The organism is Paenibacillus eucommiae, from assembly GCF_017874215.1.
Taxonomy (GTDB): domain Bacteria; phylum Bacillota; class Bacilli; order Paenibacillales; family NBRC-103111; genus Paenibacillus_AI; species Paenibacillus_AI eucommiae.
In genome coordinates, this window is the sequence record NZ_JAGGLB010000026.1 from 115,586 (window position 1) to 130,350 (window position 14,765).

The window sequence follows — 14,765 nt, forward strand, 5'->3', positions numbered from 1 at the left end:
ATAGCTGAGAGCATAATGGAGGATATTTTGAGTATGAATGAGCGGATTGCACCAGAAACTTTAACCGATTTGCCTTTTTCCAGTGCCTTTGAAACTGAAGGTGTGATCTATGTTTCAGGGCAGGGCGGAATCGATGTGGAGACGGGTGAAATCGTTGGCTCCGATATCGAATCGCAGACTATAGCCACGATGGAGAACATCCGTAGGATACTCGCATCCCAAGGTTTGGGTATGGAGCATATCGTCAAGACAAACATCTATCTGACTGATCGCAATCTGTATACCAGATTCAATGACACGTACAGAACTTTCTTCAATGCTCCATTTCCTGCACGTACTGCGATTTATTGTGATTTGAATTATGATTTATTAGTTGAGATAGACGCGATCGCTGTACGCAGGCCCTTATAAACTGAACTTCTAAAAAATGAATACATTCCCAGGCAGAAAGAAAGCTATCTTATTCGTAAATGAATGATAGCTTTCTTTCCTGTTTATCGGGAAGTACGTCTATTATACATATAGATGAGCGCGGCGAAAAATCGGAAGCTGGAAGCGTTGGCTTGGCTGGCGGGCAGAAAGGAAAGTAGATAAGGAAAGCAGCTAGGCAAAAAAGGGGGGATTTCTTGTAAACTACGCTATTTTCAGCTTATTTATTTGGAGGGAATGCTGGATATTTTTGTCCCTAACCTTGCCTAAGCCGGCTCTTCGATTTTTTCTTTCCTAGTTTTCCTCACTGGCATATCAGGAAGCTCATTGACGGAAACGACTTTATCCGTTTTCTTATCTGGTTTAACCCAGTGGACCTCGTTTCCAAGCAAATCATCGAACCAAGCCGCATCCTCGGGGCAATCCAGGATCATGAACTTGCCATACTCGTTATCGCGGGATTGATGATATTTCAGATAAGCCTTGCCATTCTCGATGGCTAATATTTCGATTTTCCCTGATGTATGACTCATCGATAAGCGTACTCTTTTACCGAGGCCAGATGTTCTTGCTTTGGCTTCTTCAACAAGGTTATACACTTTCTCCAGAGGGAGAACAAATTCATAATTTCCGGCAACGGGGCGGTTAATGAAGAAATAATAGGGTGTGACTCCAGCCCAGGATAGCTTATCGAGCAGCTCACCGAGCACTTTGGGATCGTCGTTGATGCCTTTAAGCACAGGAGTTTGGTTGACGACGATCGCGCCTGCCTTGTGCAGTGCGTCAAATCCCCGTTTGGCTTCTGGTGTAATTTCACGCGGGTGATTGATATGGGCCATCACATAAATACGTTGTTCGGGAGAAGAAAATTCGCGAATCGTTTCGAGGAGCTCCTCGTCTTCATAAATTCGCATGGGGTTGAACACAGGCATCTTGGATCCCAGCCGAATGATCTTCACATGCTCGATTTCACGCAATCTTTCAAAGATCATGCGCAGCTTCGGGGTGGCAAGCAGCAGGCTGTCTCCGCCAGTCAACAGAACATTGTTGATTTCCGGATGCTCTGCAATGTAATTGAGTCCTGGCTCGACATCCATTAAAGCTTCTTTCACATCGTTTCGGAAAAGACGCTTCCGGAAGCAGTAGCGGCAATAGGCACCACAAACCTCGGATACAATTAACAGTGCTGTCGTCCGATATTTGTGCTGGCAGCCTGGAACTACATAATTAGTGTCCTCATCCGAGGCATCCCAGCGTCCATATTCCTCTAGTTCTCCTTCGTTAGGAATAACGAGCTTCTTAATGGGATCGAGGGGATCATTCCAATTGATTAATTGTAAATAATAGTCGTTTACCCGAAAAACAAATTTTTCCGTAATCTGCTTTAAACGTTTCCTTTCCTCTTCAGGTATGTTGGTGATTTTGTCGATATCAGTAATATACTTTGGCTGGGCCATGTGCATTCCTCCCTAGTTTTTGTGTACTACTAATAATTAACGCTTTGACGCTTTAATGTGATCGATCTTTTGGCTGCAAAAAAGACCCCATAGCAAGCAGAAGCGGATTAAGCTTCTGCGAAACAGGGCCCAAATAACACAAAAAGACCCTGTTCAATAGGGTCAGTAAAAATTCAGTATTAAATACCAAAAGATTGACCCATCTACTGCTGACGAGGTTAGCTGACGGACTCGGGAAGATGGTTCCCTACGGTTCTACATGAACAACGATTCGCCCCTGATACTAATGGTTCCCCCGCTTTGTGGTCATCCGATCACAAATTAAGCGTAAACCAAGTATACCTTACAGAGCAGAAATATGTCAATTATAAATCTGGGTTTAATTGGGATTTGGGGTATTCCGGTTCAAAGCTGTCCCGGACAAAGCGGATCCAGCCCCGGGAAGCATGGGAAAGATATTGATGTTTGCGCCATATGATGGCCAAATTCCAATGAACCTTGGGCTCATTCATGCGAATAGCGCTAATTTGGGAAGCGTCCAGCTTCTTGCAAATGGTTTCTGGCAAAAGTGAGATGCCCAGATCGGCCGCGACCATTTCGCTAATCATATCCCACTGTGTGCTTTCATAGGTCACATTCGGTTCAAAACCGTTGCGAACGCATGCTTCACGCACCCTATCGTGCAGGGCAAAGCCTTTGCGGAACAAAATAAACGATTCTTTTTGCAAGTCGAGTAAAGAAATTTGGCTGCTCTCTGCAAGAGGGTGCTTGGCATTGAGAACTAGCATAAGCTCTCGCTGTACCAGCGGCACGACTTCAAACAGTTCTTCATCGACGGGCAGCACGGTAACCCCGAGGTCAATGCTGCCCTCCAGCAAAGATTGCTCGATTAATTTACCTCCTTCTTCGACGAGTTGAATCGTGATCTGCGGGTATTGCTTATGAAATCCGGCGATAATTTTCGGGAAAAAGCTTGCGCCAATAACGGGGGGGAGGCCGAGAGTAAACTTCCCTTTCTTCATTTCCTTTACATCTGTCAGGGCGAAACGAAGGTTTTCCAGTGCTTTCATAATAATTTGCGCATGAGCCTGCACGACTTCTCCGGCGTCGGTCAAATGAATGCGGCGGGTCGAGCGGTCGAACAAGAGCACATCGAGCTCTTCCTCCAGGCTTTTGACCATTTTACTTAAAGTGGGCTGGGAGAGGTGCAGATTGTGTCCTGCTTTGGAAAAGCTTGCTTGCTCAGCTACCTCCAAAAAGTAGCTTAACTGCCGTACATCCATGGAGTCCTCCTATATATAACTTTTATTCATATAAAGTATTCTATTTATGTATTTTACCAATGAAAGCGCTCATAGTAAAATAAACCTAAGAACTTTTTACTTAACAGGAAAGGAAGAGAATAACCATGCCTGCAGATGAGGTTGTTATTGTCAGCGCCGTTCGTACGCCGATCGGCAGCTTTAATGGGGTATTTAAGGATATTTCGGCCGTAAAATTAGGAGCGATTGCGATACAAGCCGCACTCAGCCGTGCAGCTCTAGATTTCACTGAGGTTGATGAGGTGATTATGGGCAACGTACTGCAAGCCGGTTTAGGGCAAAATCCTGCCCGCCAAGCCGCGTTGGCCGCAGGTCTCCCGCAGGAAATTCCTGCTATGACGGTTAATAAAGTATGCGGCTCCGGACTCAAAGCTGTACAACTCGCTTGGCAGTCGATCCGCAGTGGTGAAAGCGAAGTCGTAGTAGCTGGCGGAATGGAAAATATGAGCCAGGCTCCCTATTTATTGAAGGGTGCACGCTCTGGATTTGCGATGGGGGATCAGACGATGGTGGACAGCATGATCCGTGACGGATTATGGTGCGCAACCAACGATTATCATATGGGGATAACGGCTGAGAATGTGTGCGACATGTATCATCTTAGCCGTGAGCAGCAGGATCAATTTGCCTACGAGAGCCAAAGGAAAGCCGCGGCTGCTATAACGGAGGGGCGATTTAAGGATGAAATCGTCCAGGTAGAGGTGCCGCAGCGCAGAGGCGAGCCGCTGCGTGTGGAGCAGGACGAATATCCGCGTCCGGACACAAGCCCGGAGGGGCTTGCGAAGCTGCGGCCTGCTTTTAAGAAGGACGGTACGGTGACCGCCGGCAATGCCTCCGGCATCAATGACGGCGCTGCCGCGCTTGTTATCATGAGCGGGAGAAAGGCGGCAGCATTGGGGCTTACCCCGCTGGCCGTTATCCGCTCGAACGCAATCGCCGGGGTTGATCCGGCCATCATGGGGATCGGACCTGTTCCGGCAGCGAAGAAAGCGCTGGAAAAGGCAGGCCTGACGATGGCGGATATGCAGCTTATCGAAGCGAATGAAGCTTTTGCTGCACAGTCGCTTGCTTTTGCCAGCCATTTCGATTTTGATCCTGGCATTCTTAATGTTAGCGGCGGTGCCATTGCGCTTGGTCATCCGATCGGTGCCAGCGGAGCGCGTATTTTGGTTACGCTGCTGCATGAAATGAAACGCAGAGATGCCCGGTACGGTCTTGCAGCTTTATGCATCGGCGGGGGACAGGGGATTTCCACAATCGTTGAGAGAGTTTAATAAAAGGAAAGGGAGCTGTTGAGCATGAAGACGGTATTAACCTCATACGAAGAAGCCATACGCGATATTCAAGACGGCGCTACTTTAATGGTGGGCGGATTTGGACTTGTCGGTATTCCGGAGAATTTGATTGTCGCTTTGGCGGAAAAAGGAGTCAAGGATTTAACTGTTATTTCTAACAATTGCGGTGTGGATGATTGGGGGCTTGGACTGCTGCTGCGCAATAAGCAGATCAAAAAAGTAATCGCCTCTTATGTCGGGGAAAACAAAGAGTTTGAACGGCAGGTGTTATCGGGTGAAATTGAGGTCCAACTGCTTCCACAAGGAACACTGGCGGAAAAAATCCGGGCTGGCGGAGCGGGCATTCCGGCTTTCTTTACTCCAGCAGGAGTAGGAACTCCAATTGCCGAAGGCCGGGAAATCCGCAGCTTTAACGGTAAGGATTATATGCTCGAAGAAGCACTGACGGCAGACTTCAGCCTGCTGCGGGCCTACCGCGCAGATACGATGGGGAATCTGGTCTATAACAAAACAGCACGTAATTTCAATCCGATGATGGCCGCGGCTGGCAAGATCACGATTGCCGAGGTGGAGGAGATCGTTGAAGTTGGAGCGTTGGACCCGGAGGCCATTCATACACCTGGCATTTATGTGCAGAAATTGATCGTGGGCCACCAACAGAAGCGGATCGAAAGATTGACGACAAGAAATTAACACATAAACACATAGAAAGGAAGATTGAAGATGAGCGATGGAAAAATGTCCGTCCGTGAACGGATTGCCAAGCGGGCGGAGCGTGAAATTGAATCCGGCTTTTATGTGAATTTAGGTATTGGGATTCCGACGCTGGTGGCCAATTTTATTGCCAATGACAAACAGGTTGTGCTGCAATCCGAGAATGGCTTGCTGGGCATCGGGCCCTATCCGACCGAGGAGGAAGTCGATCCTGATTTGATTAATGCTGGCAAGGAAACTGTAACAGCACTGAAGGGCTCCGCTTATTTTCATAGCGCTGAATCGTTCGCGATGATTCGTGGAGGGCATATCGATCTGGCTATACTCGGGGGCATGGAGGTATCCGCAAAAGGAGATCTGGCCAACTGGATGATTCCCGGCAAAATGGTCAAAGGTATGGGCGGAGCTATGGACCTGGTGCATGGGGCGAAACGGATCATTGTCATTATGGATCACGTCAACAAGGATGGACAGCCGAAAATTTTGCATGCTTGCAGTCTCCCCCTAACAGGGCAGCAGGTCGTAAACCGGATTATTACCGACCGTGCGGTTATTGATATCACCCCGGAAGGCCTGCGTCTTGTGGAAGTAGCGAGCGGTTACACTGTTGAAGATATTATCAGCGTGACCGAGCCGGCTCTTCTGACGGATGGGGATGTAGTGCTGGACGCTTTTTAACAGTTGATTATTCTCTATACTCTAAACAAACTAAACAGACTAAACAGACTAAGCAAAAAACTAAGGGACCTGAGCGATATTTCGTTCAAGGTTTCTTTGGTTTATGGTTTGATTAATATGCTCTGTCCCGCGTGGCGGTGAGACTCATCCTCTATCCATACATGGATCTGTACATGATAAAGGAGATAATCAGAAATACGATACCGCCCATTCTATATAATAACAATGAAACCCTGCTTGGCTCTGCATCACCATCAAACTTCCACCAATTCGATATATACCAAGAAGCTTTAGGAGAAATGATTCCAATAAGTCCTAAAAGGGATAACACTATAATAATCGGCATTTTACACCACCTTTTCCGTTACCACTTCTGGCTGCGGCAACTATCATTTGTTATAATAGATGATATATAAGGGAAAATTATCCTGTGTATCTAATGTTAAATATATCACGGTTTCTAATATGTGTAAAATATTGTATGTAGTAACCAAATTTATGTGTGAGTAAATAATGTGATTTTAGCTGTACCGTTTTAAGAATATTTTAAAAATATCTTTACTCCGATGGCGTTATTTGATAACATATCCATAATATTCAAAATGCGATGAAGAGAAGAGTAAATAAAAGGATTCTTTCACAGAGAGCTCCGGCAGTTGAAAAGGAGCAAAGAGTTCCTTATTGAACCAAGCCTCAGAGCAGCACATCGGAACCGGATGAGGGGATGGTGGGACAGGAGCTCCTGTTACAGAGCTAGAGTATAAGCATTCTTTTGCCGATGCCGTACTTGAAGAGGTTAATATGGCGACATATTAGCAAATCTAGGGTGGTACCACGAATGTACAAATCTCGTCCCTAAGACTATAGGTCTTGGGGGTGGGATTTTTTTTGTTGTGTAAATCATGGAAATATCCTTCGATGCTGCTTTTCGGAATTGGAGTTTCGAATATTGGGGCGTGGATTTATTTTATAGCCCTTAATCTAATGGTACTGAATATGACTCACTCGCCGCTTGCAGTAGCCGCTCTTTATATGTCGAGACCTTTGGCTACCTTGTTTACAAATTTATGGTCAGGCAGCTTGATTGATCGTTTAAATAAACGAAACCTGATGGTCTTTCTCGATGTTTTTCGGGCGATATTGATTGGCATGCTCCCTTGGTTTTCTTCCATTTGGTGCATCTATATCCTTGTCATTCTAATAAATATGGCAGGTTCCATATTCGGTCCAGCCTCTACAACTTACATCACCAAGCTGATCCCAGCTGAGCAAAGGCCGCGTTTTAACTCGTTGAATAGTTTAATTAATTCTGGTGCTTTTCTAATTGGACCTGCGATTGCCGGGCTGCTGTTTTTAGTCGGGTCACCTATATTTGCGATCTACATTAATGCAGTAGCTTTGTTTGTATCAGGAGTAATCACGTATTTGATGCCAAATCTTGAAAAACGAACCCCTATCGACATTCCAGGCAAAAAAATATCACTAGAGCTAATTAAAAAAGACTGGAGCATTGTGTTCCAATTTTATCGTAGTTATGTCTATGTTATGATCATTTGTTTTTTATTTGGCAGTCTGATGGTTGTAATGGCATCGGCGGTGGATTCGCTGGAAGCTTCTTTTGCACAATTAGTGCTTTATTTATCAGAGAGTGACTACGGGATTCTTGTAAGTATTGCTGGGGCAGGTATTATTGTTGGAGCTATGGTGAACACGCTGATAGTTAAGAAAATAGCCATATCAGTCATGATCGGTGTAGGAGCATTAGGTGTGTGTCTGGGATACATCATTTACGCCTTCTCTGATTCGTTTTATATCGCGGCTGTTGGGTTTTTCGTTCTTGCTTTTTTCCTTGCTTTCGTAAATACAGGGTTTACCACATTTTATCAAAATAACATTCCCGTTGATGTAATGGGCAGAGTAGGGAGTTTGAATGAATTTTTTTTCGCTATAGGTATCATCATCACAACTGCTATTCTTGGGGTCGCCGCTGAGTTATTTTCGATCCAGATTGTTGTAATTGCTGCGGTTTTAGTTATGCTTTTATTAGGAGTTGCTTTATGTGTATGCATATTGCGACCTTCGAAGATCCAATATTATAAGCTGACGCCGCCTGTTAAGGGGAAATAAAGTATATAAACGGGAATAAACAAAGAATCTGTTATTGAGTTAATGGTTTTTACATAAAAAGGAGGTGTGCCCGCATGCCCATGCAAAATACCAAATTGATTATGGTTGAGGGTCTTCCTGGTTCGGGGAAGTCTACAACTGCGCAACTGATATCCCATCTATTGCAACGTAGAGGTTGCAGTACTAAATGGTGGTACGAGGAGGAGCAAGGACATCCCGTTTACGTTTATGATGATCTCAAAAGCATGCAGAAAATTATCGATGAATTATCTTGCGGGAATTACCGGAAAGTTATAGCAATGGCCCTAAAAAGGTGGACCGAATTTGCAGCGTCTGTACAGTCATCTTCTGATACTATTATTGTGGATAGCTGTCTTTTTGGTTACTTGACCTGGAGTTTATTTCCGTTTGAGGTTCCTAAGCAGGAGATTATGCAATATGTCAAAGAGGTGGAACGAATTATCGAACCACTGAATCCATACGTTATTTACTTCTATCAAAACGACATTGAAGCAGCACTTAAAAAAATATGTACGCGAAGAGGTGGAGATACCGAGAAAAATTTTGTTCGTGCCGCCACTCAATCTCCCTATGGAAAATCTCGTGGATTAAACGGTTTCGAGGGTATGGTAGCGTATTGGCAAGACTACCGAGGTATTACAGATGAAGCCTTTCAAGGCTTGATTTGTGCTAAAATTGCTATTGATAACTCAGAAGGAAATTGGAGCCAGTATGGCAGTGAAATATCCCGGTTCTTAGGTATAGATCATAGGGATGAAGCTTCGCTGGTTCAACTTCAACTGATGGATCAACAAAATCAACAGCATTTGGTCGGAGATTATATGGCAGAGACCGAGACCGACGGAAGCTTAACTTGTTCGATTCAATTCGAATCAGGGAATCTGATTACAGATGGACTTCCTCAAGTATGGACAAAGTCCAAACTAATTCCCAAGTCACCAAATGTGTTCGAGGTACAGTCATTGCCGTTTCAAGTAAGTTTCGTTGAAGATGACGGTATCCGAATGTATTTAACTGGCCCCGTGTTATTAGATGGACCTGTTGATTATAAATTTATAAAGAAATAAGTAGGGGGGCTCATATGGGAAGTAGAAGCCGTTACGGACATCAGAGAGCTTATTTACCGTAATTCCCCCAATTTAGGAAAGCTAACGGACATCAGAGCCCCTATTTGGATAAAAAGGCGCCCACTTACCCCCATTCAAGGCTAATAACGTACCTCATGTCCGTAAGATCTAAAAAAGACCTTAAAACTCGCAGATAACGTACCTCATGTCCGTAAGCAGTTTTTGATTTGTTCTGTCCCCGTTTGCACCCGTCTCTTTCGTATTCTAATTCTTTGATGCCGAATATATAGCTATGTATTTTCTTATTGGACAAATTGAACAAAAGCAGGTGAATCGATGTTGGGCATTCCAGATTATAAAAGCTTCATGCTGCCGCTCTTGGATATATTAGGGGACGAACAACCACATACACTTGATTCGCTGAATGAAAGACTTGCAATTGAAAGTGGGAAACAATTTCTAGTAGAGAGCAGGGGAGAATAAGGTCTATTGGAGAACTATTTTAATTGAAGGTGACATGTCCAGCACGTTGGCTTAGTTCAGTTTACCATCGTGCTGGACCGTCACTTTCCACCGATTGGGTTCCATATGCGCTGCTCATCATGAAGCCTCCGGATGGGTTTTTCTTCATGTTAATATTTCAGAATTTAATTGACACACATGGAAATAAAATTCTATATATAGTCTTTTTTCATCGCATGCTTCTCCCGGTACTCCGTAGGGGAGAGGCCGCAGATTTTTTTGAATTGTCTCGAAAAATACAAGGGATCGTCATAGCCGACCGAGGCTGCGATTTGTTTGATGGTCAATGGCTTTTGCAGCAAGAGCTGGGCTTGCTCCATGCGTATTTTCATCAAAAAGTTAACAGGGGATATCCCGGTATATTTTTTGAATAGGGTGGACATATAGGTACGGTTGTATCCGAAATTTTGAGCCATTCGGTCGATGGAAATGGGATGGGAATATTGCAGCTTTAGCCACTGGATTGCCTGCTTGACCAGTGTGACATTTTCTGGCTCTATTACGGCTTCTTCGCATTGCGTGGTATCAACTTCTTGCATTAATTCTGATACAAGAAGCTTCATCAGTGCTTCTGATTTTAAGTCGGAGCTCGCCAGGGATTGTTGAAGGGTGTTATTAATCTGATGAAACAAGGCTTCGATCCGGCGGTTCTTGCCCACCGATAGGACTGGGCGCTGTGGCGAGACGCCAAGCGTGCCTAACAATGGGGTCGCTCTACTCCCTCTAAAGCCGATCCATCGATACTTCCAGGGATCGTTCAAGTCTGGAGCATAACTGAATAATTCCTCAGGAAAAATAAAAAACAAATCCCCCGAATTCAATTCATAGTCACGACCGAGACAATTGAAATTTCCTTTGCCCGATAATACGTAGTGGATAAGATAATTATCGATAACTTTGGGACCGTTGCGATATTCAGGTGAGGTTTGTGAATGACCTGCAAACAAGATGACAAGGTCACCATTCCCCGGACTGGTATTAATGGAAACATGCTTGAAATGAGCAGACATTGTGACCCTCCCAGGTGGTTACCCCAATATGTATCTATCATGTCAGATAGAATGGTTATTTGCAAATAAAATTATCAAACAATAATCCATATACATCTGGTTTAATCCCATTGTGCTTCAAAGTGAAAATGCTTAAAGTAAGGGTAACTCCTTGATGAAGAAAAGCGGGTGTATCACTAGCCACAACTGGTTTCAACTTGTTCACAAGGAGGCTTACGAGAGGAGGCGCTACTGATGAAAACCTATGTCTTAGTAGGTGCAGGCTCAAGGGCAAAATCCATGTTTGCCAGACCCTTGCTTACGGAGCTGAAGCATGCTGCGAAGTTATGCGGGCTATATGACAAAAATGTAATCCGATCGAATTTAATCAGAGAGGAGTTTGGAGGAATCCCTATTTACACCGATTTCAGTAAGATGCTCCAAGAAGTTCAACCTGACACCGTGATTGTAGCTAGTACGGACTACACGCATCATACTTACATCATTGAGGCCTTGCAAGCGGGCTGTGACGTCATCTCGGAGAAGCCATTAACCATTGATGGTGAAAAATGCAAAGCCATTATGGAAGCGGAAAGAAAGTCCGGTAAAACTGTAACCGTAACGTTTAACCTCCGTTTTGTACCCTATATGATGCGAATAAAGGAGCTTCTACAGGAAGGGGCTGTCGGTCAAGTTTATCATGTTGATATGGAATGGTTTTTGGACAGGAGCCATGGTGCTGATTACTTCCGCAGATGGCACGGGCAGCTTGAGTACAGTGGGGGTTTGCTTGTTCACAAATCGACGCATCATTTTGACCTGATCAATTGGTGGATTGAAAGTCATCCTCAAGAAATTTTTGCACATGGATCGCGGAATTTTTATGGTCCTACCCGTGAAGAGCGGGGAGAACGCTGCTTGACCTGCAGCTACAAAAGTACATGTGAATTTTATTTTGATATTGAACAAAGGGAATTTAATAAAAAGGCGTATCTTGAAGCGGAAAAGGAAGATGGCTACATAAGGGATCAGTGCGTTTTCGGTGATAGGATCAATATCTATGATACGATGTCCGTTAATGTTAAATATGAAAGCGGTGTCTTTTTGACTTATTCGCTAGCTGCCTATAGCCCTTATGAAGGCTGGAGAGTTACGATAAACGGCAGCAAAGGGCGTCTGGAAGCACAGGAAGTTCAGAGTGGTCCACTGGCCGGGGAAGAGGTGAATGCTATACGTATTTTTTCAAGCCATGGAGAAGTGAAGACGCATTCGATTTCCAAGGCAGCAGGCGGTCATGGCGGCGGGGATGAACGTTTAAGGAGCATGCTGTTTGTTGAGGGGGCTGAGGATCCTTTGGGACAACAGGCAGGCAGTATGGCTGGGGCGATGTCGCTTATAATCGGAGATGCAGCGAATCGTTCTATTCAGGGAGGGCAACCGGTCTCTGTTAGTGGGCTGCTCGACTAATCCAAAGTTTCAAAATAATAGATAGATGAAGAAATGATAGTGGATGAGGGAGAGAATACAGATGAAAAAAATGACAGCGATTTTGCTCGGAGCGGGAGGACGGGCGGTTTTAGCCTATGCTCCTTATGCCAAGCTGTATCCGCAAGATTTGGAGTTTGTTGCTGTTGCAGAACCGATAGCCGAAAGAAGAGAATCGTTCGTACAGGAATTTAACATTCCTTCTGAGAACGTATTCACGGATTGGGAGCAGGTATTCGAGCGGCCTCGTTTGGCGGACATAGCGATCATTTGCACACAGGACAGACTACATTACAAACCGGCCATGAAGGCATTAGCCCACGGTTATCATGTGCTGCTGGAAAAACCGATGTCCCCTGAGCCCTTGGAATGTATAGAATTGGAGCTGGCAGCCAAAAAGAATGATCGTTTGTTAACCATTTGTCATGTCCTACGTTATACAAACTTTTGGCATGCCATCAAACAGACGATTACGGATGGGCGAATCGGGGATGTGGTCTCCATACAAATGAATGAAAATGTTGGCTACCATCACATCGCACATAGCTTTGTCAGAGGCAGCTGGAATAATTCCGAAACGACAAGCCCCATGATTTTGGCCAAATCCTGTCATGATATGGATATCTTAAGCTGGTTGATGGATCAAGAATGCACAAAAGTTAGCTCCTTCGGATCGTTGACGCATTTCACTCTTGATAATGCTCCAGAAGGTTCCACAGAGCGATGTCTAGATGGCTGCGCGGTTGAATCTAGCTGCCCATACTCTGCAATTAAACTATATATGCAGGATCGCAAATGGTTAAGTTCCATTGAAGTTACAGAAAATGGTCTTGTTCAAGCCCTAAAAGAAGGCAAATTTGGGCGATGTGTGTACCGCTGTGACAATAATGTCGTCGACCATCAGGTCGTTAACCTTGAATTTATGAACAAATCAACGGCAACGTTCAGCATGTGCGGGTTTACTCATGACATCTCCAGAGGTATTCAAATCATGGGGACAAAAGGGGAAATTCGCGGGTATATGGGAGAGTCAGCTTTCACCGTCTACAATTTTTTAACCAGGGAACAAAATGAAGTAAAGGTTAGAGCGAATGCATCAGGCCATGGAGGTGGGGATGAAGGCATTATGAGAAGCTTCTTGCAAGAAGCTCGTCACTATAACGGAAGCCAGAGTCTGACGTCTGCAGAAAATTCGGTTCGCAGTCATCTTATAGCTTTTGCTGCCGAGGAATCCAGGCTAAATGGCGGTAGACCCATTGATTTGAAAGAATTTCGCGCTCACCTATTAAGGAACCAATAAAAACGGGGGTTTTTTTATGAAAAAAACAATGAGCTTGTGTCTAATGGTCATTATATCCATTATATTTTCAGCCTGTGGTACAACATCCACCCCAAAAGACACACCTGCTACTCAAAATCCCATAAACTCAAATACGGCTTCACCAGCCCAACCCAAAGAAGTGGCGCTAAAAATCGGTTTGCCTGGCGCCTATGATGTCACCAAGAAAGAAATTATTGACGGTTTCAAGACCAAATACCCTTATATTAAGCTTGAGATCGAGGAAGCACCCTGGGGAGATTTTGCTACAAAAATCACTCCTGAATTAGCTGGCGGAACGCCTCCAGACGTATGGTTTCAAGAAAATGCTGTGATTCTAAGCTATGGAAAGCGCGGCGTGGCGGAGGATTTGATGCCGTACATCGAGAAGGACTTGAAACTGGACGACTATACTTCAGCTTTGTTCGCGGCTAAGACGGAAGACGGAAAAGTGTGGGGCATTCCTCACGGTTTGAATCCTTCCACGATGATTTATAACAAAAAACTATTCGACGATGCGAAAATTCCGTACCCGACAAAAGACTGGACTTATGAACAAATGCTGGATATAGCCCGGAAATTAACGAAAGATACAAATGGCGACGGTAAATCCGACGTTTACGGACTGATCGTTACGAGCGCTATTACAAGCGGCTGGTTTCCGTGGGCGAAGTCTGCTGGAGGGGGGATATTGGATGAGACGAAAACGAAAGCAATTGTCGACGATCCGAAAACGATAGAAGGATTGAAGCAATGGGTGGATACGATGAAGACAGGCCTCGCCCCCACACCAGATGTGGTGAAGGTGAATGGTGGCGGTGATCAAATGTTCGGACAGGATAAAGTAGCGATGATGCCCTTGCAGTACAGTGCTCAAGCTGGTTTAAACAAAAATTTTCCTGATTTGGACTATGATGCGCTTGAAATGCCAATAGGCTGGGATGGCAAACGTGTAGTTCCATTGGTGACGAACTCGTGGGTTATTTTTTCCAAAGCGAAGCAGGAAGTCAAAGATGCGGCTTGGGAATTCCTGAAATATTACTTAAGCGATGAAGCGCAGCAATTGTTGGCTGCCAGCGGCGCTGCACTGCCGGTGAAAAAATCAGCAATGGAGAAGCTCGATGTGTCAACCAAGCCCCAAAACAAGCTGGCCTATGCGAACGGGGTTGAGGAAGCAGGCATTACTACCGATGAAAATGCGTCCTGGCAGGAATGGAGATTAGCCGCACAACCGATCTTTACCGATATGTATAACATGGTCATTGCCCCTGAAGAAGGAGCGAAACGAATTCAAACGAAAATCCAGGATGTTTTGGATAGAAACAAGTAATGATTTGTTCA

Annotated in this window: 14 protein-coding genes, 1 riboswitch and 1 other annotated feature; of the genes, 10 read left to right on the forward strand and 4 right to left on the reverse strand. The window is 44.8% G+C overall.

The features are described 5' to 3' along the window. The first annotated feature begins 33 nt into the window (after positions 1-33). Entirely contained in the window at positions 34-411 is a 378-nt protein-coding gene (locus J2Z66_RS29780) for a RidA family protein (protein ID WP_209976402.1), read from the forward strand. A 284-nt stretch (positions 412-695) separates the two neighbouring features. Here J2Z66_RS29780 and J2Z66_RS29785 read toward each other — a convergent pair whose 3' ends face one another. Further along, a complete protein-coding gene (locus J2Z66_RS29785; protein WP_209976403.1) occupies positions 696-1,886 on the reverse strand; it encodes a KamA family radical SAM protein in 1,191 nt (396 codons plus the stop codon). Between the two features lie 192 nt (positions 1,887-2,078). Further along, positions 2,079-2,224: riboswitch (cyclic di-AMP (ydaO/yuaA leader) on the reverse strand. A 27-nt stretch (positions 2,225-2,251) separates the two neighbouring features. Beyond that, positions 2,252-3,169 carry a LysR family transcriptional regulator gene (locus J2Z66_RS29790; RefSeq protein ID WP_209976404.1) on the reverse strand — a complete coding sequence of 306 codons (918 nt, stop codon included), beginning with the start codon at positions 3,167-3,169 and terminating at the stop codon, positions 2,252-2,254. Positions 3,170-3,294: 125 nt separating this feature from the next. On the opposite strand from J2Z66_RS29790, the gene J2Z66_RS29795 reads away from it, so the two are divergent. The 3 genes from J2Z66_RS29795 to J2Z66_RS29805 are packed head-to-tail and all read left to right on the forward strand — an operon-like array spanning position 3,295 to position 5,895. Then, positions 3,295-4,482, forward strand: coding sequence for an acetyl-CoA C-acetyltransferase (locus J2Z66_RS29795; RefSeq protein ID WP_209976405.1), 1,188 nt, complete (start codon positions 3,295-3,297; stop codon positions 4,480-4,482). Positions 4,483-4,506: 24 nt separating this feature from the next. After that, positions 4,507-5,196 carry a CoA transferase subunit A gene (locus tag J2Z66_RS29800; RefSeq protein WP_209976406.1) on the forward strand — a complete coding sequence of 230 codons (690 nt, stop codon included), beginning with the start codon at positions 4,507-4,509 and terminating at the stop codon, positions 5,194-5,196. A 30-nt stretch (positions 5,197-5,226) separates the two neighbouring features. Beyond that, a complete protein-coding gene (locus J2Z66_RS29805) occupies positions 5,227-5,895 on the forward strand; it encodes a 3-oxoacid CoA-transferase subunit B (protein ID WP_209976407.1) in 669 nt (222 codons plus the stop codon). A 151-nt stretch (positions 5,896-6,046) separates the two neighbouring features. On the opposite strand, the gene J2Z66_RS29810 is transcribed toward J2Z66_RS29805, so the two are convergent. Next, a complete protein-coding gene (locus tag J2Z66_RS29810) occupies positions 6,047-6,241 on the reverse strand; it encodes a DUF6199 family natural product biosynthesis protein (RefSeq protein ID WP_209976408.1) in 195 nt (64 codons plus the stop codon). Between the two features lie 252 nt (positions 6,242-6,493). Beyond that, positions 6,494-6,755: a binding site (T-box leader), on the forward strand. A 58-nt stretch (positions 6,756-6,813) separates the two neighbouring features. On the opposite strand from J2Z66_RS29810, the gene J2Z66_RS29815 reads away from it, so the two are divergent. The 3 genes from J2Z66_RS29815 (at position 6,814) to J2Z66_RS29825 (ending at position 9,593) form a co-directional block, all read left to right on the forward strand. Further along, positions 6,814-8,022 carry an MFS transporter gene (locus tag J2Z66_RS29815; RefSeq protein WP_209976431.1) on the forward strand — a complete coding sequence of 403 codons (1,209 nt, stop codon included), beginning with the start codon at positions 6,814-6,816 and terminating at the stop codon, positions 8,020-8,022. 74 nt (positions 8,023-8,096) lie between these two features. Then, positions 8,097-9,110 carry a P-loop NTPase family protein gene (locus tag J2Z66_RS29820; RefSeq protein WP_209976409.1) on the forward strand — a complete coding sequence of 338 codons (1,014 nt, stop codon included), beginning with the start codon at positions 8,097-8,099 and terminating at the stop codon, positions 9,108-9,110. 336 nt (positions 9,111-9,446) lie between these two features. Then, positions 9,447-9,593, forward strand: coding sequence for a hypothetical protein (locus tag J2Z66_RS29825; protein WP_209976410.1), 147 nt, complete (start codon positions 9,447-9,449; stop codon positions 9,591-9,593). Positions 9,594-9,784: 191 nt separating this feature from the next. Here J2Z66_RS29825 and J2Z66_RS29830 read toward each other — a convergent pair whose 3' ends face one another. Further along, on the reverse strand, positions 9,785-10,642 hold the full coding sequence (locus tag J2Z66_RS29830) for an AraC family transcriptional regulator (protein WP_245375942.1): 858 nt from the start codon (positions 10,640-10,642) through the stop codon (positions 9,785-9,787). A 234-nt stretch (positions 10,643-10,876) separates the two neighbouring features. On the opposite strand from J2Z66_RS29830, the gene J2Z66_RS29835 reads away from it, so the two are divergent. From J2Z66_RS29835 to J2Z66_RS29845, 3 genes are all read left to right on the forward strand, one after another. Then, on the forward strand, positions 10,877-12,088 hold the full coding sequence (locus J2Z66_RS29835; RefSeq protein WP_209976411.1) for a Gfo/Idh/MocA family protein: 1,212 nt from the start codon (positions 10,877-10,879) through the stop codon (positions 12,086-12,088). Positions 12,089-12,149: 61 nt separating this feature from the next. Then, positions 12,150-13,406: a Gfo/Idh/MocA family protein gene (locus J2Z66_RS29840; RefSeq protein WP_209976412.1), complete on the forward strand. Its 1,257-nt coding sequence runs from the start codon at positions 12,150-12,152 to the stop codon at positions 13,404-13,406. Between the two features lie 16 nt (positions 13,407-13,422). Beyond that, a complete protein-coding gene (locus tag J2Z66_RS29845) occupies positions 13,423-14,754 on the forward strand; it encodes an ABC transporter substrate-binding protein (protein WP_209976413.1) in 1,332 nt (443 codons plus the stop codon). The last annotated feature ends 11 nt before the right edge of the window (positions 14,755-14,765 follow it).